Below are 21,198 nucleotides of genomic sequence, written 5' to 3' on the forward strand. Positions count from 1 at the left end.
CTGCACCTTGCACCTGCCTCCGCCTGAGGCATAATCAACCCTTTCCCCATCCCCCACCGGAGCCACCCCATGACCCAGGAAATCGGCTTTGCCGGGCAACTGACGCCTGAGCAGATGCAGGAAGTCGCCGCGCGCGGCTTCAAGTCCGTGATCAACAACCGTCCCGATTTTGAGGAAGGCCCGCAGCAGCCCACCGCCGCGCAGGTGCAGGCCGCCGCCGAGACGCTGGGCCTGACCTATGTGCACCAGCCGGTGATCAGCGGCCAGATCACTCAGGGCGATGTCGAGACTTTCGCCGCCCACATCAACAGCCTGCCCAAGCCGGTGCTGGCCTTCTGCCGCACCGGCAACCGCTGCAACAACCTGTTCCAGCTGGCCAAGCAAATGGATCTGCTGGACGACTGACGCCGGGCGGGGCAGGCCGGTTCAGTCCGGCAAATGCCCCGTCTTCACCCAGATCAGGCATCCTTCCTCGCTGAACGGCGCATGCATTGACCCGTGCGGGCTGCGCAGCCAGCTCCCGGCCGGATAACGGCCGTGCTCGTCTTCAAACACGCCTTCCAATACCAGGATTTCCTCACCGCCCCAATGCCGGTGCGGGGTAAAGCGCGTGCCGGGCGCCCAACGCACCAGCGCCGCGTGTTCCGTGCCGAATTCATGCAGCGGCAATACCTTCAGACCCGGCACCATCCCCTGCCGCCACGGGGCGTTGTGGAGGTTGATCACCACCCGTTCGCGATCCTCCGCATCACTCTGATGGAGCTTGACGAAGATGGTGCAGCCTTCCCGGCTGAAAGGAGTGTGACGGCTGCCGACCGGGTTGCGGACATAGCTGCCCACCGGGTAGTCGCCCTGTTCGTCGGAGAACATTCCTTTCAGCACCAGGAATTCCTCACCGCCGCCATGTACATGCTCGCGGAAGGAGGAGCCGGCGGCGTAACGCACCAGCGAGGTGGCTCGCCCGACTTCGTCACCGATGCGGTCCAGCATCATCCGTTCGACGCCGGGCAGGGGGGAGGCGACCCAGCGGTAGTCATCCGGGCGGATCACCACGCGCTGGTTGAAATCGGCGTTGAGGCGCAGGCCCGCAGGCGGCGCGGAGGAGGGAGAGGGTGGCATGTAGTTTCCAGATTGGGTGGTCAGCGTCCAGTGTAGCGCTTAGCCGGTTGTTCACCCAGCAACAGCACCCGGACACTTTCGCACCGATCCGGTCCCGGCAATTTCCTCCTCGACACCCTGTTGATAAGGGTTCATTGTAAGGCCAGTGGCTTCTTAAAATTCTCCCCCTTGCCCCGCAGCCAAACCGGGGCGGCCGAAGACCCCCTTTATCCATCCACTCCTTCCTGATCTTTGCGGTTCGCAGACCCTGAAGAGCCTGCACAGGCCGGTCCAATAACGACAAAAACGGAGTTTCCCATGCCCGGTTTCCGCATGAATGCCTTGCCCGCCGTGATGGCGCTGACCCTGCTGGCCGGTTGTGGCGGCGGGGGTGGTTCCTCACCGCCGCCGCCAGGCGCCACCTTTACCGCCAGCGCCGGGCCCACCCTGCATGTCTCCACTCAGGCCGCCTTCCCGACCGTGCTGATGACATCGGTGGATTTCACCAGCACCACCAGCGGCGGCGTGACCACCTCGACGGTCAGCGCCGGGCCGGGCGGCACTAGCCAAAACGGTATTTTTACAGCGGTCAATCCGGCTCCCAACGGCGCCACTCTGGTCGGTGCGGTGGCCACCCAGCCTGGCACCATCCTGGTCGCCGGGACCCCGTTGGCGATGACCTCCGGTTCGCAGGCGTCAACGGTGGGCCTGACCGTCTCTGATTTCGGGATGTGGACCCTACGCGACCAAGTGCCCGCGCCGCTGCCCGCGAATTCGGTGGCGACCTACAGCGCTTATGCAGGCGGTACGCAGTTGACGACGGCCATGCCAACCACCGGACTGGGTTCCTATACCGGCCGCATGACCGGTGTGGTGGCCAAGACCACCGTCGGCGGTTCGGATGATGTCGGCGGTGTGGCGCTGCTGAACGTGGACTTTGCTGCCGGCACCATCAGCGGCACGTTACCGGCCTTGCTGACCGCGCCGGGTGTGACCACGGTAGTGGCTTATCCTGGCTATGCCGCCTCGGCGGACGTGCCGATCCGGGACATTGTGCTCAGCGGCGGTGTCATCAGCGGCAATTCCTTCACCGCCACCGCGACGTCACCGTCCTTTTCCGGGGCTGCCACGCAGACTATCAAGGGACAGTTCTACGGCACGAATGCCGACGAGATTACCGGAACCTTCACCATCAGCGATGTCACCCCCGGCCCGGCGCGCATCTTCATCGGTTCCTTCGGGTTGAAAAAGAATGCGGCGGATCTGTTTATCGGCTCCGGCGGCCCCACCCTGCGGGTGTCGACGGTCGGGATCATCCCCACGGTGCTGATGAGTCCGGTTAATTTCACCAGCTCGACAACGGGCGGTGTCACCACCTCAACCGTCACCGCCGGGCCCAACGGCACCCCCAACAACGGTGTGTTCACACTGGCTAACCCGCCGCCCAACGGCGCGTCGCTGGTCGGGGCGATTGCCACCCAGCCGGGCACCATATTCGTTGCCGGAACGCCGCTGGCGATGACCTCCATCCGTCTGGCCGGTTCGCTGGGACTGACGGCGGCGGACTTCGGTGTCTGGACCATCCGCGATGTGCTGGCCGCACCGATGCCCGCCAACGCCATCACCACCTACGGCGCGTTTGCCGGGGGCACGGCGTTGCCGGGCAGCATGCCCGGTTCGGGTACAGTGGTGTACACGGGAAGCATGGCCGGGGTAATTTCCACCACCACGGTGGGCGGTTCAGACGATGCAGGCGGCACGGTGACGCTGAACGTCAATTTTGCGGCGGGCACGGTTAGCGGCAGCATCTCGTCGATCCTGACCACCCCCGGTGTGTCGACGCTGACGCCCTACAGCATCTATGCCCCGGCCATCGACAACCCGTTCCGCGACATGGTGATCAGCGGCGGCGTCATCAGCGGCAACAGCTTCACGGCGACGGTGAGCTCTCCCACCATACCGGCGGCGACCAACACCACCATCCGCGGCACCTTCTACGGCGCCACGGCGAATGAGCTGGCCGGAACCTTCGTCCTCAGCGACCCGTCACCGGGACCGGGAAAGATCTTCATCGGTGCCTTCGGCGCCAAGCCCTGATCTGTAATCAGTAGTCTGCGCCATATATGCAACTAGTTGCATATATGGCGCTCAGGCTTTAAGCTCGGGCCCTGGCAGTTCACCGGCAGGGCGCCTCTTCCATGTCCACCCTTCGCAATACCTTCAGGTTCAACGCGGTCCGTCAGCGGCTGCAGGGCCAAATTCCCCGCGTGCATTGCCACGACAATCCGCAATCCCGGCAACTCGTGGGCCGCCTGCGCCAGCTGCACCAGCCGTTCCGCCCCACGCCCTGGCTGTTCAACACCCACCTGCAACTGGTGTTCCTCAACGCCCGTAAGAAACAGGCGGATCAGTTCTACGACCGTCTTGAACCGCTGACCATGAGCGACGGCGGCCACACCGTGCTGGCTTGGCGTGGCCATGACCTGCCTGCGGCGACGCCCACCATCGTGGTGCTGCATACCATTACCGGCAGCCCGCAAAGCATGCGCGAACTGGTGCAGGACCTGCATGAAAGCACCGGCTGGCGGGTGGTGCTGTGCGTGCGGCGCGGCCATGCCGACCTGCCGCTGCCCACGCCCAAAATCAACATCCTCGGCTGCACCGCCGACCTGCGCGAGCAACTGGCGGTAATCCGCGAACGCTTTCCCGATTCGCCGCTGTACGGCGTCGGCTCCTCGGCCGGGTCGGGCTTGCTGGTGCGTTATCTGGGGGAAGAAGGGCAGGCCGCCGTGTTCCGCGCCGCCTTTGCCTATTGCCCCGGTTACAACACCGACAACGCATTTGACAAGGCGCATCCGTTCTACAGCCGCCTGATGGCGAAGAAGCTGGTGAAGCAGTTCATCATCCCGCACGAACCCAAGCTCCGCCACCTGCCGACGGTGCAGCGGCTGGCGTCCGCCCGCAGCCTGTCCGATTTCCACGACCACATCTACGAACTGGCGGGTTATTCCAGCCTCGCCGAGTACACCGCCGCCAGCAACCCGATGCGGGTGTTCACCGCTATCACCAAGCCGATCATGATCCTGAATTCGGAAGATGACCCGGTGTGCCGCTTTGAAAACATTGACCCCTATCGTGAGGCCATGGCGCAGATGCCCAACGTCATCCTGGTGACGACGGCGCAGGGCAGCCATTGCGCGCATTACGAAGGCTGGTCGGCCAAGTCCTGGGCCGGGCGGTTGATGGGGGATTATTTCTTGACGGTCAGCCGGATGGCGCTTTCCCCCTCTCCCCTTGTGGGAGAGGGTCGGGGAGAGGGGTGCTGAGTCGGCCGATAAACTGACGGGGTGTTCGGGAGACTTTCCGCACCCCTCTCCCTAGCCCTCTCCCACAAGGGGAGAGGGAATTACCACGGTTACGTGGATTTTCAATAAATTGGAGGCTTTTTCCATGCCCGAATTCCAGACCCTTGACGTCAGCCTGACCGATGGCGTCGCCACCATCGCCCTCAACCGCCCCGACAAGCTCAACGCCATGAACGCCGAGATGTGGGCGGAACTGAAGATGGCCATGCAATGGCTGGACGAAACCCCCGAAGCCCGTGTCGGCATCCTCAAGGCCAACGGCCGCCTTTTCACCGCCGGCATTGATCTCAGCCTGCTGTTCGGGTTGCAGGGGAAAATCGCCGACGATTGCATCGGCCGCTCCCGCGAGAGCCTGCGCCGCCTGATCCTGGAGTTGCAGTCCAGCTTCAACGCCATTGAGCAGTGCCGCAAGCCGGTGCTGGCGGCGATCCACGGCGCTTGCATTGGCGGCGGCATTGACCTGACCACCGCCTGCGACATGCGCTATTGCTCGGCGGACGCCTATTTCACGGTGAAGGAAATCGATGTCGGGCTGACGGCGGATGTCGGCACGCTGCAGCGGTTGCCGCGCATTGTCGGCGAGGGCATGGCGCGCGAGCTGGCTTATACCGGCCGCAACGTCAGTGGTGCCGAGGCGCAGGCCATCCGCCTGGTGAACAAGTGCTATGACACGCCCGAGGCGCTGTTTGCCGGGGTGGAGGAGATTGCCCGTAACATCGCCGCCAAGTCGCCGCTGTGCATTCGCGGCACCAAGGAAATGATCAGCTACGCCCGCGACCACAGTACCGCCGACGCCCTCAACTACGTGGCGACGTGGAATGCGGCGATGCTGTTCTCGAAGGATCTGGAGGAGGCCGGGGCGGCCTTCATGCAGAAGCGCCCGGCGGTGTTTCGGGATTAACGGATAAGCCCCCTTCGCTTATTGCGGCGGCAGGGGACTGTTGCAGCGGGCACGGCTGACAGCCAACTCCGGGTGATCTGGTACGCTGTGGGTCAGGGAAAAGCTGAAGGCCCGTGTTGCCGCTGCCCGGTGGATGGTCAGAACGGAATTTCCGTCCGGCGTTTGGTAGCGGGCGCTGTCCAGCAGGCGCGGGTTGGGCGTGCCGCCCAGCAGCAGGCTGGAAATGTTTTCGGTAGGCTGTAAACCTTCATCGTCGCGGTCGCGCTGTACTTCTGCGCCATGGGTCAGGTTGGCCAGCGGCAGTGCCAGACTGTCCGCTTTCAGTATGCCGCCAATGACGGAAACCGGTGCATCCGGCCCCCCGTCGTCCTTGCGGCAGGCGTATTCGCCATCCGGCAGCCATTCCTGCACCCGTTTCTCGCTGCTGATCCGCGCCCGGTCGGGGAGGGCCGGGAAGCCGGTGCATTGCCACTCGTTACCGCCGCTGCGGACATGGCCGTTGCCGTTGCCGGTAAAGACCACCTCGGAAATGCGCGTGAGCCGGGCATAGAATGGAGGTAGGCAGTCGCCCAGCGCCAGCGAAATATTCACGCCGCTACGGTTGGCCGCAGCGTAGCAGGTGGTGAACAGAGCTTTGGGTCCAAACGCCGCGCCCGGAGGAGTGACTTGCGGCAGCAACCGTTCCTTGCGGCGGCCCAGCTGCCAGTATTCCGGAATGTCCCCGAGCTGTTTCCATTCCAGCAGGGCGTTGCGTCCGCCAAAGGCCATGCTGCCCCAGCCGCCTTCCATCAACCAGCCGCCGCCCTTGCCGATCACCAGCCGTGCGTTCGGTTCGCCGGTGTCCTGGGCAGCCGGGCCACAGTGCAGCGGATACTCTCCCTGCATGCTGCGCGCCAGCCAGCGCGCGGTCGGGGTGAAGCCGTATTCGGAAAAGTCCCGCACCCGTTGCGTCAGCGCGATGCGCAGGTTGTCGGCGCTGGCGCCGCCTGCATTGGCAGCATAAAAGGCATCGTCAATCATGGTAGCTGCTTTTTTGCCATTCAGCAGCCCGTCGCTGAAATCGTCCGCCATGCTTCGCACCATGTCCAGCAAGGGGTCGCAGGCGTTGTCCGCCGCGCAGTCGGGGTGTTGCGAGGTGGCGTAGTCGGCCAGCGCGGCCAGCAGGTAGGCGTGTTTGCCCTCCGGGGTTCCGGCGTCGGGGCGGTCATCCGGCGAGCCGACCAGCGTCACCGGTGCGGTGATGTCGGTGACGTTGTTGCCGCCCAGCGCAGCGGCGGTTTCATCGTTGGCCTGGCGGATCAGCGCGGCGGTCAGCGGCCTGCCGGTTCCGGCCAGGGCGCGGGCGCGCTCATGGGCAATGGTGGTCAGGGCGGTGACCGTCACCCGGCGGGAGCCGTCGGCAACGGCGGCGCTGAGCACGGCCCCGGCGGGGAACGGACGGTCCGAGCCCAGCGCTTCATCAAAATAGGTCGCCCCGGCCTTGCCGAAAACCTTGACCGTGAAGCCTTCGGGCAGCGGCTTATGGGGGTCGATGGTGACTTCCCCGAGGCTGTTCAGCATGCCTTGGCCGATTTCACTACCGGTGGCGTCATACAGCCGAACGTCCGCACCGGAAATACGCCCCAGTGACGGCGTGATGGTGACGGCGGTAGCCGGTGCGGAGTCCTTGTCGTTGCCGCCGCAACCGGTCAGGCCGAGCATGGCCAGCAACAGCAGGGGGGAAAGGGCGGAGGTCCTTGTGTTCATTGATTCTTCCTGAGGGTTTATTTCTGTCAGTGGAAATCCTAGCACAGGCCCTGTGATTTCGGGCCTCTGCCTGTCTGCATGATTCAGGCGACCCTGCCTTTTATGGCATGGGCGCGGGCGGTGCAGACGATGCGCCCGTCGCGCTCTTCGGACAGATGGGTGCGAACGAATTCGCGCATCGCCGCCACGTCGGCCGGAGCCATCTTCGCCAGCGCCGGGGCCAGCGACGGCCCCAGCAGCGCGATTTGCCAGAAGTCCTCAAAGTCGCGGAAGATGCGTTGCACGGTGATTACCGTCGTTGCTACGTCCTGCAGACCCGCGCCGGTCCACACCGCCTGCAGGGCGTCCAGTGCCGCCACGGCGGCCTGTGGCGGCATCACCGGCGAGCGGCCTTGGGCGCGCAAGGCGTCCTGCAGCATGGCGTAAGGGAAGCCGCCGCCGGGCAAGTCCCAGGCATAGGCGGAGACCGTGCCGCCCGGCCGGGTGACACGCACCATTTCCGCCACACCCACCGCTGGTTCCGGCACAAAGAAAATCACCAGCGCCATCACGCTCTGGTCAAACTGCGCCTCGGCATAGGGCAGCGCCATGGCGTCGCCCATGCGGAATTCGGCTGGGCAGGCCAGGGTGCGTTCGCGGGCAAAGCGGATTTGCGCCTCGGAAGGGTCGATGCCGTGCAGGGCGGACGGTTGCAGCCGGTCGGCCAGCAGGGTGCTGAACGCGCCGTTGCCGCAGCCGACATCCAGCCAGCGCTCGCCGCGTCCGGGCGACAGCCAGTCGAGGAAGGCGTCACCGGCCAGGCGACTCCATACCCCCATGAAGCTTTCGTAGGCGGCGCCGTCGTCAAAGCGGATGGCGGGTTCGGTCATGGCGTTCTCCGGGGCGGGAATTTGTGCGGGTATCCATCATACACGGCGGCGGCATTGCGTGAAGCGAAGCGCCGTTCATCCGACATAACATGACGTCCGTCAATTTTCAGGAATTAAATCTCATTCATTGTCTGACAATCATACCAATTGTAATTGAATTCCTGATCGAACCGGCCTAAGTTCAGGAAGGCGGCTGATTTGGCCGCCGCTGTCCCACTCTCTCCGCTGCACCCATAACCACAAAAAATTCCTGAGCATCAGCCCGGACCTCCACCCCGCCGGCCGCTGACATATTTCTGACGGATTGCCATGGCAGAGTCCGGGGGTGGATGGGTTAAACGATGAGGTGAATGACATGCGTATTTTCAGGAGTTCCTTGGGGTTGCTGACCCTGATCACGGCGTTTCACGGGGCTGCCGCGCTGGCGGTGGAAGTGAAGACCAAGCCGGAGGTGAAGCCCGAAGCCTTTCAGGCCCTGTCGTCCGCGCCGGACGGTGACTGGCGGCCGGTCAAGACCGATGCCCGGCGCGGCATCCGCACCTGGGCCAAGATGGAGGACGACAAGCCCTGGCGTTCGTTCCGGCTGGAGGCGACCCTCAACACCACCATGCCGGCACTGGAAAGCGTATTTTCCAACTTCGACCAATACCCGGCATGGTACTGGCAAGCCATGGAGGTGCGGTTGCTGAAGGCGGTCTCCGCCACGGAATTCTACCTGTACATGGTGCAGAACGAGCCGGTGAACCTGCCGGACCGCGATGTGGTGTTGCATGTCCAGATTGAACCGGTCACACAGAAGCACCCGTTTGCCAGCATCCGCATGAAGGCGGTGTCCGACTACCTGCCCGCCAAACCGCCGCTGGTGCGGATGAAGGACGAGGAATTGATGATCACGCTGCAGCCGCAGGCCGACGGGGTGTTGCTGAAGGCGGAGGGCTTCACGCATCCGGGTGGTGTCATGCCGTTGTGGGCCTCCAATTATGCCCAGCGCACCGCGCCCTTTGCTATGGCGGTGGCGCTGGAGCGCATGACGCTGCGTCAGGCGGCGTCCGGGGCGGGTACGGCTGCGACTTCAGGGCCGAAGCCATTCCGGCTGTCGCTGGCGCAATAGACCGGTGATATGCGCTGCCGGGTTCTCCCGGCGGCGCTGCATCAGTCTTGCAGGGCTTCTTCGCGCGGTGCCTGGCGAAAGACCCGGAACTGGCGGCGGCCGTTTTCCTTGGCCTGGTACAGCGCCTCGTCAGCCTGCCGTATGGCATCCTTCAGGGGCTGTCCCGGCACCGGCAACAGCGTGGTGATGCCAATGCTGACCGTGACGTGCGGAGCCGCCGAAGACGAGGCATGCGGAATGCCGCAGGCATCCACCGCCTGCAGGATGCGCTCCGCCACTTCTGCCGCCCCGGCCTCATCGGTATCCGGCATCAGCACCACGAATTCCTCACCGCCATAGCGAGCCGCCAGGTCGGCAGGCCGCAGCATGGTGTCACGGATGGCGTGCGCCACGGTCTTCAGGCACTGGTCGCCGCTCTCGTGGCCATAGGTGTCGTTGTAGCGCTTGAAGAAATCCACATCCAGCAGCAGCAAGGACAGCGCCCGTTGCTCACGCAGCGCAATTTCCCATTCCCGTTCGGAGGCGATGTCGAAGCTGCGGCGGTTGGGTATGCCGGTCAGTGCGTCATGGTGGGCAATGCGGTCCAGCTGCCGGTTCAGGTCCGCCAGTTCCTTCGACTGGTGGCTGACCATCAGTTCCTGAAGGAAGCCGAAGCGTTCCTGCCGTTCGGCAATGCCTGCCAGTGCAATGACCACAATGCCATACAACACGTAATAGTAGCCGAAGGCCAGCAGGTCAATCGGCAGGTGCATCAGCGCCCCCAGCGCCAGCCCACCCAGCCCGCTGAGGGCGTAGATCAGCGCCAGCACCTTGGTGGTGAAACGCAGGCCCAGCGCCACCAGCAACATGCTGATCATCTGGTTGAAGATGGCGTAGAGGTAATAGTCGGAGTCACTGGCGAGGAAGATGTGCAGATGGATGAGCGTGATCTGGAAGGTCGCGACCGGGAACATCACCCGGTGGAAGTGCTCACGCACGCCGGGGATGCGGTGGCCGTAAATAATGAAGAGGATGGAGACGCCCAGCGGGATTTCCACGAGCTTCAGCAGCAGGAAGTTGTCGGCGGCAAACAGCTCCCGGAACCAGGTCCAGGCCACGGCGGCAATCACCGCGAACATCAGCAGCAGCAGCCATTGCCCGGAGCGGATGTAGTACAGGCTGGCTTCCACCCGTTTGTTCAGGAACCCGGCCTTGATGGCGGGAGGAAAGATGCAAAACAACGGCCGTTCAGCCAGTGTCTGCCGGATAAATTGCTGGTCTGAGGCCCGGTTGGCGCGGATGGCCGATGTGCTCATGGGAAGTCAGGGTCTGTTCGTTGTGATTATTGTCCGGCAAGCATAGCAAGCGCCGCTATACTGCCGCCAGCCCTACTCGGAACGCCTGCCATGCCTCATCTCTTCAACTTCAGCTACCACAACCCCACGCAGATCCACTTCGGTCCGGACAGCTTTGCACTGCTGGCCACGCTGATTCCGGTGGAGGCGCGGGTGCTGCTGCTGTATGGCGGCGGTTCCATCAAGGCTAACGGGGTTTATGCCCAGGTCACGCAGGCGCTGGCGGCGCATGCGGTGGTCGAATTCGGCGGGGTGGAAGCCAATCCGACGCTGGAAACGCTGAACCGGGCGGTGGCGGTGGTGCGGGCGGAAAAACTGGATTTCATTCTGGGGGTGGGCGGCGGTTCGGTCAGCGATGGGGCGAAATTCGTGGCGGCGGCGGCGCTTTACGAGGGCGACGGCTGGGACATTGTCTGCGGTCGTTATGCGGTGACGGAAGCCCTGCCGGTGGGCGTGGTACTGACGCTGCCCGCCACCGGCTCCGAGTCCAATGCCGCTGCCGTGGTCACCCGTGCCGCCACCCGCGAGAAGCGGGTGTTCTATGCCCAACCGGCGCGGCCGCGTTTCGCCATCCTCAACCCCGGCGTCATGGTCAGCCTGCCCGACCGCCAGCTGGCCAACGGGCTGGTGGACGCCTTCGTGCATGTCTGTGAGCAGTACCTGACCGTACCGCTGGGGGCGCTGGTGCAGGACGGCTACGCCGAGGCGGTGCTGCGGGCGCTGAAGACGCTGGCGGACACCTTTGACCGCCGCCGCGAGCCGGATTGGGGGCAGAACCTGATGTGGGCGGCGAATCAGGCGCTGTGCGGCATCATCGGCGTGGGGGTGCCGCATGACTGGGCCACACACCGGATTGCCGTGCAGCTGACGGCGCTTTATGGGATCGACCACGGGCGCACGCTGTCGATTTTGCAGCCATGGTTGCTGCGGGAAAGCATCGGTGGCAAGCGTGCCAAGCTGGAGCAGATGGGGCGGAATGTGTTCGGGCTGGAGAATGCCTCGGCTGAAGCGACGATTGCGGCGATTGAGGCCTTGTATCGCCGCGTCAACATGCCGGTACACCTGCACGAGGCCGGGATCACCGATGCGGATGCCGCTGATCGGGTGCTGGCGGCGGCGCAGACGCAGGGTTTTGGTCGATTTGGCGGTGTGGCGCCGCTGAGCGAGGGGCAGGTGGAGAGAATTATCCGGGCGGCGTGCGGGGGGTGACGGGGTTCCTTATAGAATTGTTATGCGCCAACACAGGAACACACTTATCCAGTGCTGATATGAGCGCAATGCCAACCGACTCCGCGCCACTTGAACGGCTGATGGCCACCTTAAACTCGTTTCCTCTACCTTCACAAGCAGCACCCCTTCGCTTGATAGTTGGGGAGAACGTTATTACACCGTCTACTTCACTGGCACCACACAATTCTCTGGCACTCATGGTCTGTGCCCCAATGTAGCCAAAGTGATGACTAGAACCGATTTCGCTCAAGCCAGTTGACAAAATCCGGAGCATCCTCAGAGAACTGGTTGGTCTCGTGGTCCCACATAAAGATTGCTGTCGATTCTCCCACTGACCAGCAATATAGGTCACCGCAACCATTACTAGCGAAGGCGACATAGGCCCGGCTGTTAACGTAACTTTGATTTTCTAACAGTTCATGTGGAGAAAGGATTTCTGCACTGAACCTTAGATCGTTTAAACCGCCCAACCTGACAAACTCACGATACCAACCCTTGAGCTCGGTTTGCAGAGCAGCCTCTACCAGCGTGATCTCCCTTTCGGAGGGAATCGGTTCATCAAGCCGATACTTCTCGTTTTGGGCCAGAATGCTTTCAATTTGATCCATAGCTTTAGTCATAACGTAGAGTTCAGGCGTGTGCAGACGCCCTTGATTGTAGTAGTCGACCTGTCCCGCGTCGCCGAGACCTGGTCAGGCCGACTTTACTTCACTGCCCTATGAAACGCGAAACCGAAGAAGGCAAGCCGCCTTGGCTATTAATGGACTCTTCAATTGCGACCAGCCAAGGATCATTTGGTTGCCGGGCCAACGATTGGAGTTGGTGAACTAGAGCTAGAGCGTGCTGCCACGAAATTGAAGTGGAAGTACCTTGAAGCCGATCGACAATCTGGGGTGGCGAATAGCCCAGCCTTTCATTGCTACCCGGCTGACGAATCAGTTCCAGATAAAGCCAGTATTGAGCCCCATCTGCGCAGTGAAAGCTTGCCGCCAAAGATCCTCCATCTCGGATCATCTCTGCTGCAAGGAAGTTATCTATGGGAGGCAACATAAGAGGCCAACTTTGAATTCAACCCGCAATCGCGCGGCTTACTTTTTCCGGAGTGTGTGTACTGCCAACCCTGGCATCACTAAAGTGCTGATTTAATTGAAAATCAACCTACCACGGAAAGAAAACCCCGGCAACTTGATCCCTGACTTCACCCCAACCCCACTTGTTACAAGCCATTGCGCAACACCCACCACCCCGAAACGACAGCCATCCCCGGCCCGCCGCGTTGCAAGCCGTGGTAACGTTCAGTACAGTGCCTCAAAGAACCCGAACCCCTATCCCCCGCCCTGATATCCCTGCCGCCGGAGTCCTGATGCACAAACTGCTGCTCCCCCTGATCCTGCTGCTCACCGCCACCGGCGGCATCGCGGCCCTGAGCGGAGCCGGGGAGGCGGCCGACTGGCTGTGGCTGTTGGCCACCGCGCCAGTACTGCTGTGGCTGCTGCTGGAAAGCGTGCGCAAGTTGCGCCGCGGCGAGTGGGGCGTCGATCTGGTGGCGGGACTGGCGATGGCCGGTTCGCTGTTGCTGGGGCAGATGCTCACCGCCGCCGTCATCGCGCTGATGTTCGCCAGCGGCCAAGCGCTGGAAAGCTATGCCGCCAACCGCGCCCGCCGCGAACTGACCGCGCTGCTGGCGCGCACCCCCGCCACGGTGGAACGGCAGACGGCGGGGGCATGGCAGACCGTGCCGGTGGCCGAGGTCAAGGCCGGTGACCGGCTGCTGGTGAAAACCGGCGCGGTGCTGCCGGTGGACGGGCTGGTGGCGGCGGGCGGTCCCATCTCCCTGGACGAATCTTCCCTGACCGGCGAATCGCTGCCGGTCAGCCATCCCGACGGCGAGGCGGTGGCCAGCGGCACGCTGAACGTGGGGCAGGCTTTCGAACTGACCGCGCTGCGGCCCGCCGCCGACAGCACCTACGCCGCCATCGTGCGGCTGGTGCAGGAAGCGCAGACCGGCAAGGCCCCCTTCACGCGCATGGCCGACCGTTACGCCTTCTGGCTGGTGCCGCTGACCCTGGTCGTGGCGGGGCTGGCCTGGCTGCTGTCCGGCGACCCGCTGCGGGCGCTGGCGGTGCTGGTGGTGGCGACGCCGTGCCCGCTGATCCTGGCCGCGCCGGTAGCGATTGTCTCCGGCATCTCGGCCGCGGCGCGGCGCGGCATCCTGATCAAGAACGGCGCGGCGCTGGAGGCGCTGGCCGACGGCAAGCGCCTGCTGCTGGACAAGACCGGCACCCTCACCACCGGGCTGGCGCGGCTGGTGGATATTGAAACCGACAGCGGCTGGACGGCGGAGGAGGTGCTGACGCTGTGCGCTTCGCTGGAACAGGTGTCGCTGCATCCGGTGTCGGCGGCGCTGGTGCAGGTGGCGCGGGCGCGCGGGCTGGCGCTGTCGACGCCGACCGGGCTGGCGGATGCGCCCGGTCACGGCCTGTCCGGGACGGTGGACGGGCATCAAGTGGCGGCGGGTCAACCGGACTGGGTGAGGTCGGTGGCCGATGCGCCGGACTGGGCGCAGGCAGCGCTGGAGCGGGCGCTGAATGAAGGCGGCATGGCGGTGTTCGTGGCGGTGGATGGCCGGGTGGCCGGGGTGCTGCGCATGCAGGATGAAATCCGCCCCGACACGCCGCGCGCCATCCGCGCCCTGCGCGCCGCCGGTATCGAGCGCTTGTCGATGGCCACCGGCGACCGCCAGGACATTGCCGACAGCATTGGCGCGGTGCTGGGACTGGATGCGGTGTATGCCGGGCTGACGCCGGAAGGCAAGGTGGAGGCGGTGCGCCGCGAACGCGAGGGCGGGGTGACGCTGATGACCGGCGACGGTATCAACGACGCTCCGGCGCTGGCGCTGGCCGATGTCGGTATCGCCATGGGCGCGCGCGGGGCCGGGGCCAGTTCCGAGGCGGCGGACGTGGTGCTGATGGTGGACCGCCTCGACCGGCTGGCGGAAGGGCTGGCGCTGGCCCGCCGCACCCGCGCCATTGCCCGGCAGAGCGTGTTGGCGGGCATGGCGATGTCCGGCGTCGCCATGGTCGTGGCGGCGGCGGGATACCTGACGCCGCTGGCCGGGGCGGTGTTGCAGGAGCTGATCGACGTCGCCGTCATCCTCAATGCGCTGCGCGCCCTGAGGCCAATTTCACGTCCGGTTCCGGCGCTGTCGGTGGCCGAACAGGCGCGGCTGGCGGCGGCGCACCGCGACCTGCAACCCCTGCTCGACCGCCTGCGCACGCAGGCGGAAAGCCTGACGCCGGGCCGCGCGCCCAATCTGACCGGGCTGACCGACCTGACGCGGGTGCTGGCCGAGGAACTGGTGCCGCACGAGCAGGGCGATGAACGCCACCTGCACCCGGCGCTGGCGCAGCGCATGCCGGGGCAGGACCCGCTGGCGCTGTTCAGCCGCACCCACCGTGAAATCCTGCACCTGTGCGAGTTGATCCGCCGCGATGTCGATGCCCTGTCCGCCGACACCGCGCCCGACGAACGCAGCCGCCAGCGGCTGGTGCGGCAGCTGTTCGCGCTGGAGGCGATCCTGCGGTTGCACTTCGACCAGGAAAACGAGCTGTACGCCGGGCTGGCCGGGGAGGGCTGACCGTTTGTCCCCTTCCGGGGCGGTGTGCTTGCCGATAGACTGAATCCGAGATACTTGAGCGGCGGTGTTCCTGCCCCGTTCCTCATTCCCCCTGATGCCTTGACGGTTAACGATGACCCGACCATGAAAAAAACCGCTGTTGCCATCCTGCTGCTCATCCTGACCATCGGCGGCGTTCTGTTCTGGCGGCAACTGCCCGCCACGGTGCCGACCGAGCGCCTCAGCCCGCAGCCGTTCCGGCAGAGCATTGTCGCCACCGGCCGCGTGCAGACCGAGGCGACGCTGCCGGTTCGCGCCGAAACCGACGGCCTGCTGCGCAGTCTGGCGGTGGAAGGCCGGGCGGTGCAGGCGGGTGAGGTGCTGGCGGAATTGCAGGACCCCGACGGTGAAATCCAGCACGCGCAGGCCGACGCCGCCGTGCACGTGGCCGAACTCAACCTGCAACGTTTGTCGCAGCAGGAACGGCCGCAGGCGCTGTTGCGGCGCGATCAGGCGAAGGTGCTGCGGCAGCAGGCCCAGCGCCAGTTTGACTACCTGAATGAACTCAAGGCGACTCAGGATGTCTCGGCGGATGCGCTGGCCGCCGCCCGTGAAACTCTGGCCCTGCGCGACAACGACCTGAAGCAGGCCGAACTGACGCTGGCGGCGGTGCAGGAAGGCGGCATCGACACCCGCAGCCGCGCGGCGGCGTTGGCGCAGGCGCGCGAGCAGGCCCGCACCGCGCAATTGCGGCAGAGCCGCGCCCGTGTCACCAGCCCGGTGGCCGGGGTGGTGCAGCAACGGCTGGTGGAGCCGGGCGAGCGCGTGCGCGCCGGGGACAGCCTGCTGGAAATTTCCGCCGCCCAGGGCCGCGAGGTGGTGGCCGACCTCGACGAACGCTGGCTGCCGCAACTGGCGGTCGGCCAGGCCGCGACGCTGGTGGCTGATGCCTGGCCCGACCGGCCGTTCCCGGCGCAGATCACCCGCATTTCTCCCGGCATCGACAGCGTACGCGGCACCGTGCGCCTGCGGCTGGGCGCGAAGCAGTGGCCCGACTTCCTGCGTGAAGGCCTGACACTGTCGGTGCAGGTGGCCGGGCAGGACGAGGCAGCGGTGCCGACCGTGTCGGCGACCGCAGTGCAGCCACTGGCCGGTCAGAGCGGGGTGTGGCTGGTGCAGGACGGCAAGGCGGTGTTCCGGCCGGTGCGCACCGGCCGCAAGGCGGACGGACGGGTGGAGGTGCTGTCGGGCCTGACGCCGCAAGACGTTATCGTCAGCAACCCCGTCGGTCTTACGGCAGGCAAGTCGTTGCGCGCGTCGGGAAAGACACCATGAATTTCGAATGGCAGCTGGCCCTGCGCCTGCTGCGCGAAGGCCGGGCGCAAACCGCACTGATCGCCGCCGGCATCGGGCTGGGCGTGGCGGTGGTGGTTTTCCTGACGGCGCTGATCAACGGCCTGCAGGCCAATATCATCGCCCGTACGCTGGGCTCGCAGGCGCACATCACGCTGACCGCGCCTGACCGTGTCGTCATTCCCGCGCACCTGCCCGGCCCCTTTGAATTCCAGACGGTGCAGCCGCGCCCGCAGCGGGTTGCGCCCATCCTCAACAGCGCCTTGCTGCTGCGGCAACTGGCCGCCGAGCCGGAGATCACCGCCGTGTCACCGCTGGTGTCCGGAGCGGCGTTTGCCCTGCGCGGGGTCGCCGACAAGTCGGTGGCGGTGATCGGCATCGACCCGGAGGCCTATACCCGCATCATTCCGCTGCACACCCAGCTGGTGTCCGGCGAACTGCGGCTGGGCAGCGAGGAGGCAGTGATCGGCCGCCGCCTGGCCGATGAACTGGGCATCGGCACCGGTGACCGGCTGACGCTGCAAAGCGCGGGCGGCCGCAGCCTCAACGTCACCGTGCGCGGCATCTTCGAACTGGGGGTGAAGGACCCGGACCGGCGCTGGGTGTTCCTGTCGCTGCGCTCGGCGCAGAACCTGCTCAACCTGACCGGCGAAATCACCGGCATCGACCTGACCGTGCGCGAGCTGTTTGCCGCCGACACCGTGGCCGCCCGCCTGCAACAGCAGCACGACATCACCGCCGAAAGCTGGATGACCAGCAACCAGCAGCTGATGACCGGCCTGCGCTCGCAAAGCGCATCCAGCAGCGTCATCCGTTTCTTCGTGCTGGTGTCAGTGGCCTTCGGCATTGCCAGCGTGCTGGCGGTGGCGGTGGTGCAGAAGCAGCGCGACATCGGCATCCTGCGCGCCATGGGCATGCCGCGGCGGGCGGTGTTGCGGGTGTTCCTGATCCAGGGCGGCGTGCTGGGGCTGCTGGGGGCGCTGGCGGGCAGCGTCGCCGGGGCGGGGCTGGCGCGGCTGTTTGCCGGGCTGGTGCGCAACACGCAGGGTGACCCGCTGTTCCCCATTGCGCTGACGCCCGAACTGTTCCTGTCCGCCATTGCCGTGGCGGTGTTCACCGGCCTGCTCGCCGCCGCCTTGCCCGCCTCGCGCGCCGCCGCCCTTGACCCGGTCAAGGCCATCCGCAACAGCTAGGAGCGCCGCCATGACCCCCATCCTGCAACTGACCGATGTCTGCCACGCCTACGGCGAGGGCGAGAACCGGCAGCCGGTGCTGCACCACATCAGCTTCACGCTGGCCGCCGGGGAATTCGCGGCGCTGGTAGGGCAGTCCGGTTCCGGCAAGTCCACGTTGCTGAATCAGGTGGGGCTGCTGGAACACGCGCTCAGCGGCAGCATCCGCCTGAACGGGCAGGAAGTGACGACGCTGGACGACAATGCCCTGACCCGGCTACGCAACGAGCAGCTGGGCTTCATCTTCCAGTTCCATCATCTGCTGAATGCCTTCACCGCGCTGGAGAACGTGATGGTGCCGCTGAAGATTCGCGGCCGGCCGGAGAAAGCCTTGCGGGAACGGGCGCAGTCGCTGCTGGACCGGGCGGGGCTGTCCGGGCTGGAAAACCGTTTTCCCAACCAGCTGTCCGGCGGGCAGCAGCAGCGGGTGGCGATTGTGCGGGCGTTGATGGCGGGCCCGGCGCTGGTGCTGGCGGATGAACCCACCGGCAACCTGGACAGTGAAACCACGGGGCGGATTTTTGAATTGTTGCGGCAGATCAACCGCGAGGACGGCACCGCCTTCCTGATCGTGACGCATGACCACGGTCTGGCCATGTCGTGTGACCGGCAGCTGACGCTGAAGGACGGACGGCTGGTGGGGGATTCGGCCGCCGTCCGACCGGATCAGGCGGCGCGCTGAAGGGCTGGCTGATCGCCGCCGGTCACCAGTCGCAGCCACAGCAGCCCGGCCAGGGCGCTCAATACCGACGCCGCCATGATCGCAATCTTCGACGCCACCACCAGCGCCGGATCGTTGAACGCCAGCAGCGTGACGAACATCGACATCGTAAAGCCGATGCCGCCCAAGAGACCCGCGCCCAGCACATGTTTCCAGGTCATTCCGTCCGGCAGGCGGCTGAGGCCCAGCGTCACCGCCAGCAGGCTGAACAGGAAAATGCCCAGCGGCTTGCCCGCCATCAACCCCAGCATGATACCCAGGCTGTTATGACTGAACAGGCCCTCATACCAACCGGCCGGAATGACGATGCCGGTATTGGCCAGCGCAAACAGCGGCAGCACCCCGAACGCAACGATACCGGTGAGCCGGTGTTCCAGGATGTAGGACGGCGAGGCCTTGCCACCGTCACGGAACGGGACGAGGAAGGCGAGGATGACCCCGGTCAGCGTGGCGTGGATGCCGCTGTGCAGCATGCAATACCACGCGGCAAGGCCCGGCAGCAGGTATAGCCAAAGCTGACTGACACCCAGCCGGTTGAAGACGCCCAGCAGTGCAAAAATCCCGATGGCCGCCCCCAGCCAGCCCCAGGCCAGCCCATGGCTGTAGAAAATCGCGATCACGACGATGGCCCCGAGATCATCAATAATGGCCAGCGCCGTCAGGAATATTTTCAGGGCTATCGGCACCCGCTTGCCCAGCAGCATCAGCACACCCAACGCAAAGGCAATGTCGGTGGCGGTGGGAATGCCCGCGCCGCGCACCGTGGCCTCCCCGGCGTTGAACAGCCAGTGGATCAGCGCTGGAAAGGCCATGCCGCCCAGCGCCGCGAACACCGGCAGCAGCGCGGCCCGCAGGTCCGACAACTCGCCCTGATAGATTTCGCGCTCGATTTCCAGCCCCACCAGCAGGAAGAACAGCGTCATCAAGCCGTCATTGATCAGGTGCTCAACGGTATGATTGCCATGCACGGGGATATGCCAGAAATGAACCCAGGCTTGGCCGACGCCGGAATTGGCCAGCAGCAGCGACAGCAGGGTGCAGCCGATGAGGATAAAGCCGGATTTGCTTTCGCTGCGCATGAAGCGCCGCAGCAGGTCGGTGAGCTGCCAGGTTGGCAGTTTGACGGACGCCATGGTTTCTCCGGGGAATGCATGGGCCGGGCAGTCTATGGAGGAAAAAATGTTGCCCGGATCAGGCGGAGTATACCGATTTGGGTGAAAGGCCAGGTAGTCAGCGAGTCCACCGGCAAGATCTACAACGAAAGGGACGGATTCAATGGTGTCGGCAGGCCGTGAAGTCCCGCTGCGCGGGCATTCACGGCCACCGGTCTTACTTCTTCATCTTGATAGTTTCAGACTCGCCCTTGGCGGTGGCCACCACCCGGCGGTTCTTGGCGCGGCCTTCCTCGGTCTTGTTGTCGGCCACCGGCTGGGTGGAGCCGTAACCGACAGCCTTCAGGCGCGCACCGTCCACGCCCAGCTTCACCAGCGCCTCACGCACGGCTTCGGCGCGTTGCTGCGACAGGGTCTGGTTCTTGGCAGCCTGGCCGCGACTGTCGGTGTGCCCTTCAATGGCGACATTGGCATCGGGATACTTTTTCATGAAGTCGGCCACCTTGGCCAGTTCAGCGCCCGCATCCCCCAGAATCACCGACTTGCCGGTGGCAAACAGCACATTCAGGTTGATGCTTTCGCTGTTCTTCAGCACCACGTAGCAGCCCTTGTCGTCCACCACGGCGCCGGCCTTGCTGTCCGGGCATTTGTCCTTGTAGTCAGCCACGCCGTCATGGTCGGAATCCAGCGGGCAACCCTTGGCATCCACGGCCGCACCGGCCGGGGTGTTGGCGCAGGTGTCCCGGTCGTTGTTGACGCCGTCGCGGTCATCATCCAGCACCACTGGTGCTACGGGAGCGGCCGGTGCAACTGCCACCTGCTGTGGTGCAGGCTCGGCCATGGTCACGGGGGCGCTGTCTTCGTTCTTGGCGGCAAAACTGCCGAAACCGATTTCCACACCGGCCTGCGCAATCCAGTTGTTCCAGCTCTTGCCCGGCTCATGCTGATAGCGGGCCTCGGTGCGCAGGCTCAGGCGGTCGGCCACTTTCCACAGCAGGCCGCCGCCCACTTCGCCGAAACCGTTGCTGAAGGAGCCGGGACCGTTGTCCGCCTTGTAGATATTGCGGCCGACACCGGCCAGTACGAACGGTGACAGCGTGCTGTCGGCGTTGAAGCGGTACAGTGCATCCAGCGACTGCGGTGTGGCAGTGGCGCGGACATTGCCGAAGGGGGTTTCTTCATTGGTCTTGACGCGGGCCACCAAGGCCTCAATGCCGAAGGCCGGGTTGAAGCGGTAGCCGAGGCCCAGCGAGTACTGGCCATCATCCTGCATGCCCTTGGCGGGGGTGGTCAGGTCGGGCCGGGTGTCGCCATCAAAGACATGGTAACCGGCCATGGGGCTGACGGTAATGACACCGGCAACGGCTGAGCCGGCAACAGCGATCAGGCTGACTCCCAGGGCAAGGGCGTGAATACGGGACATGAAGACCTCCAGGGTTGAATCGCCCGCTTTCAGGCGGGGCGGGGGTTATGGCACGGCGGCGCATGCTAAGGTCAGACCCTGGAGCGG

General features: G+C 64.9%; 17 protein-coding genes. 10 read left to right on the forward strand and 7 right to left on the reverse strand.

Going from position 1 to position 21,198, the window contains the following annotated elements; all coding sequences use genetic code 11:
* Positions 1 to 69: 69 nt before the first annotated feature.
* Complete coding sequence (locus Q7T36_RS16545; protein ID WP_304851273.1) at positions 70 to 405, forward strand: TIGR01244 family sulfur transferase; 336 nt, start codon at positions 70 to 72, stop codon at positions 403 to 405.
* Between the two features lie 21 nt (positions 406 to 426).
* Here Q7T36_RS16545 and Q7T36_RS16550 read toward each other — a convergent pair whose 3' ends face one another.
* On the reverse strand, positions 427 to 1,119 hold the full coding sequence (locus tag Q7T36_RS16550; RefSeq protein WP_304851276.1) for a cupin domain-containing protein: 693 nt from the start codon (positions 1,117 to 1,119) through the stop codon (positions 427 to 429).
* 297 nt (positions 1,120 to 1,416) lie between these two features.
* On the opposite strand from Q7T36_RS16550, the gene Q7T36_RS16555 reads away from it, so the two are divergent.
* The 3 genes from Q7T36_RS16555 (at position 1,417) to Q7T36_RS16565 (ending at position 5,364) form a co-directional block, all read left to right on the forward strand.
* Positions 1,417 to 3,195: a transferrin-binding protein-like solute binding protein gene (locus Q7T36_RS16555; protein WP_304851279.1), complete on the forward strand. Its 1,779-nt coding sequence runs from the start codon at positions 1,417 to 1,419 to the stop codon at positions 3,193 to 3,195.
* Between the two features lie 101 nt (positions 3,196 to 3,296).
* Positions 3,297 to 4,424 carry a YheT family hydrolase gene (locus tag Q7T36_RS16560; protein WP_304851282.1) on the forward strand — a complete coding sequence of 376 codons (1,128 nt, stop codon included), beginning with the start codon at positions 3,297 to 3,299 and terminating at the stop codon, positions 4,422 to 4,424.
* Between the two features lie 124 nt (positions 4,425 to 4,548).
* On the forward strand, positions 4,549 to 5,364 hold the full coding sequence (locus tag Q7T36_RS16565) for a crotonase/enoyl-CoA hydratase family protein (RefSeq protein WP_304851285.1): 816 nt from the start codon (positions 4,549 to 4,551) through the stop codon (positions 5,362 to 5,364).
* 18 nt (positions 5,365 to 5,382) lie between these two features.
* Here the strand turns inward: Q7T36_RS16565 and Q7T36_RS16570 are convergent, their stop codons facing one another.
* Together Q7T36_RS16570 and Q7T36_RS16575 are read right to left on the reverse strand one after the other, a co-directional pair.
* On the reverse strand, positions 5,383 to 7,110 hold the full coding sequence (locus tag Q7T36_RS16570) for a hypothetical protein (protein ID WP_304851288.1): 1,728 nt from the start codon (positions 7,108 to 7,110) through the stop codon (positions 5,383 to 5,385).
* Between the two features lie 83 nt (positions 7,111 to 7,193).
* Positions 7,194 to 7,979 carry a class I SAM-dependent methyltransferase gene (locus Q7T36_RS16575; protein ID WP_304851292.1) on the reverse strand — a complete coding sequence of 262 codons (786 nt, stop codon included), beginning with the start codon at positions 7,977 to 7,979 and terminating at the stop codon, positions 7,194 to 7,196.
* A gap of 355 nt (positions 7,980 to 8,334) precedes the next feature.
* On the opposite strand from Q7T36_RS16575, the gene Q7T36_RS16580 reads away from it, so the two are divergent.
* Positions 8,335 to 9,090, forward strand: a complete 756-nt coding sequence (locus tag Q7T36_RS16580; protein WP_304851294.1) for a hypothetical protein — start codon at positions 8,335 to 8,337, stop codon at positions 9,088 to 9,090.
* A gap of 41 nt (positions 9,091 to 9,131) precedes the next feature.
* Here the strand turns inward: Q7T36_RS16580 and Q7T36_RS16585 are convergent, their stop codons facing one another.
* Positions 9,132 to 10,385: a diguanylate cyclase gene (locus Q7T36_RS16585; protein WP_304851296.1), complete on the reverse strand. Its 1,254-nt coding sequence runs from the start codon at positions 10,383 to 10,385 to the stop codon at positions 9,132 to 9,134.
* 90 nt (positions 10,386 to 10,475) lie between these two features.
* Between Q7T36_RS16585 and Q7T36_RS16590 the strand changes: the two genes are divergently transcribed.
* Positions 10,476 to 11,633 (forward strand): iron-containing alcohol dehydrogenase, encoded by a 1,158-nt coding sequence (locus Q7T36_RS16590; RefSeq protein ID WP_304851298.1) that lies wholly within the window; start codon positions 10,476 to 10,478, stop codon positions 11,631 to 11,633.
* Positions 11,634 to 11,884: 251 nt separating this feature from the next.
* Here Q7T36_RS16590 and Q7T36_RS16595 read toward each other — a convergent pair whose 3' ends face one another.
* The gene (locus Q7T36_RS16595; protein ID WP_304851299.1) at positions 11,885 to 12,262 is read right to left on the reverse strand and encodes an SMI1/KNR4 family protein; all 378 of its coding nucleotides are present in this window, start codon (positions 12,260 to 12,262) and stop codon (positions 11,885 to 11,887) included.
* A gap of 755 nt (positions 12,263 to 13,017) precedes the next feature.
* Here Q7T36_RS16595 and Q7T36_RS16600 point away from each other — a divergent pair.
* The 4 genes from Q7T36_RS16600 (at position 13,018) to Q7T36_RS16615 (ending at position 18,537) form a co-directional block, all read left to right on the forward strand.
* On the forward strand, positions 13,018 to 15,291 hold the full coding sequence (locus Q7T36_RS16600) for a heavy metal translocating P-type ATPase (protein ID WP_304851301.1): 2,274 nt from the start codon (positions 13,018 to 13,020) through the stop codon (positions 15,289 to 15,291).
* A 123-nt stretch (positions 15,292 to 15,414) separates the two neighbouring features.
* On the forward strand, positions 15,415 to 16,605 hold the full coding sequence (locus Q7T36_RS16605; protein WP_304851303.1) for an efflux RND transporter periplasmic adaptor subunit: 1,191 nt from the start codon (positions 15,415 to 15,417) through the stop codon (positions 16,603 to 16,605).
* The gene (locus Q7T36_RS16610) at positions 16,602 to 17,816 is read left to right on the forward strand and encodes an ABC transporter permease (protein ID WP_304851305.1); all 1,215 of its coding nucleotides are present in this window, start codon (positions 16,602 to 16,604) and stop codon (positions 17,814 to 17,816) included. Before Q7T36_RS16605 ends, Q7T36_RS16610 begins: the two co-directional genes overlap by 4 nt.
* A gap of 10 nt (positions 17,817 to 17,826) precedes the next feature.
* The gene (locus tag Q7T36_RS16615; RefSeq protein WP_304851308.1) at positions 17,827 to 18,537 is read left to right on the forward strand and encodes an ABC transporter ATP-binding protein; all 711 of its coding nucleotides are present in this window, start codon (positions 17,827 to 17,829) and stop codon (positions 18,535 to 18,537) included.
* Here Q7T36_RS16615 and nhaA read toward each other — a convergent pair.
* Together nhaA and Q7T36_RS16625 are read right to left on the reverse strand one after the other, a co-directional pair.
* Positions 18,522 to 19,709 carry a Na+/H+ antiporter NhaA gene (nhaA, locus tag Q7T36_RS16620; protein ID WP_304851312.1) on the reverse strand — a complete coding sequence of 396 codons (1,188 nt, stop codon included), beginning with the start codon at positions 19,707 to 19,709 and terminating at the stop codon, positions 18,522 to 18,524. The two genes, Q7T36_RS16615 and nhaA, sit on opposite strands and share 16 nt — an antisense overlap.
* Before the next feature lie 196 nt (positions 19,710 to 19,905).
* Positions 19,906 to 21,111 carry an OmpA family protein gene (locus Q7T36_RS16625; protein ID WP_304851315.1) on the reverse strand — a complete coding sequence of 402 codons (1,206 nt, stop codon included), beginning with the start codon at positions 21,109 to 21,111 and terminating at the stop codon, positions 19,906 to 19,908.
* Between the last annotated feature and the right edge of the window lie 87 nt (positions 21,112 to 21,198).

This window comes from Fluviicoccus sp. (assembly GCF_030646115.1).
Classification (GTDB): Bacteria; Pseudomonadota; Gammaproteobacteria; order Pseudomonadales; family Moraxellaceae; genus Fluviicoccus.

What these genes read in the sequence shown, in the direction of transcription:
- Q7T36_RS16550 (WP_304851276.1), bottom strand. Translation starts at nt 1,119, where the DNA reads ATGCCACCCTCTCCCTCCTCCGCGCCGCCTGCGGGCCTGCGCCTCAAC.
- Q7T36_RS16545 (WP_304851273.1), top strand. Translation starts at nt 70, where the DNA reads ATGACCCAGGAAATCGGCTTTGCCGGGCAACTGACGCCTGAGCAGATG.
- Q7T36_RS16580 (WP_304851294.1), top strand. Translation starts at nt 8,335, where the DNA reads ATGCGTATTTTCAGGAGTTCCTTGGGGTTGCTGACCCTGATCACGGCG.
- Q7T36_RS16590 (WP_304851298.1), top strand. Translation starts at nt 10,476, where the DNA reads ATGCCTCATCTCTTCAACTTCAGCTACCACAACCCCACGCAGATCCAC.
- Q7T36_RS16560 (WP_304851282.1), top strand. Translation starts at nt 3,297, where the DNA reads ATGTCCACCCTTCGCAATACCTTCAGGTTCAACGCGGTCCGTCAGCGG.
- Q7T36_RS16575 (WP_304851292.1), bottom strand. Translation starts at nt 7,979, where the DNA reads ATGACCGAACCCGCCATCCGCTTTGACGACGGCGCCGCCTACGAAAGC.
- Q7T36_RS16595 (WP_304851299.1), bottom strand. Translation starts at nt 12,262, where the DNA reads ATGGATCAAATTGAAAGCATTCTGGCCCAAAACGAGAAGTATCGGCTT.
- Q7T36_RS16625 (WP_304851315.1), bottom strand. Translation starts at nt 21,111, where the DNA reads ATGTCCCGTATTCACGCCCTTGCCCTGGGAGTCAGCCTGATCGCTGTT.
- Q7T36_RS16570 (WP_304851288.1), bottom strand. Translation starts at nt 7,110, where the DNA reads ATGAACACAAGGACCTCCGCCCTTTCCCCCCTGCTGTTGCTGGCCATG.
- nhaA (WP_304851312.1), bottom strand. Translation starts at nt 19,709, where the DNA reads ATGGCGTCCGTCAAACTGCCAACCTGGCAGCTCACCGACCTGCTGCGG.
- Q7T36_RS16585 (WP_304851296.1), bottom strand. Translation starts at nt 10,385, where the DNA reads ATGAGCACATCGGCCATCCGCGCCAACCGGGCCTCAGACCAGCAATTT.
- Q7T36_RS16600 (WP_304851301.1), top strand. Translation starts at nt 13,018, where the DNA reads ATGCACAAACTGCTGCTCCCCCTGATCCTGCTGCTCACCGCCACCGGC.
- Q7T36_RS16565 (WP_304851285.1), top strand. Translation starts at nt 4,549, where the DNA reads ATGCCCGAATTCCAGACCCTTGACGTCAGCCTGACCGATGGCGTCGCC.
- Q7T36_RS16605 (WP_304851303.1), top strand. Translation starts at nt 15,415, where the DNA reads ATGAAAAAAACCGCTGTTGCCATCCTGCTGCTCATCCTGACCATCGGC.
- Q7T36_RS16555 (WP_304851279.1), top strand. Translation starts at nt 1,417, where the DNA reads ATGCCCGGTTTCCGCATGAATGCCTTGCCCGCCGTGATGGCGCTGACC.
- Q7T36_RS16615 (WP_304851308.1), top strand. Translation starts at nt 17,827, where the DNA reads ATGACCCCCATCCTGCAACTGACCGATGTCTGCCACGCCTACGGCGAG.
- Q7T36_RS16610 (WP_304851305.1), top strand. Translation starts at nt 16,602, where the DNA reads ATGAATTTCGAATGGCAGCTGGCCCTGCGCCTGCTGCGCGAAGGCCGG.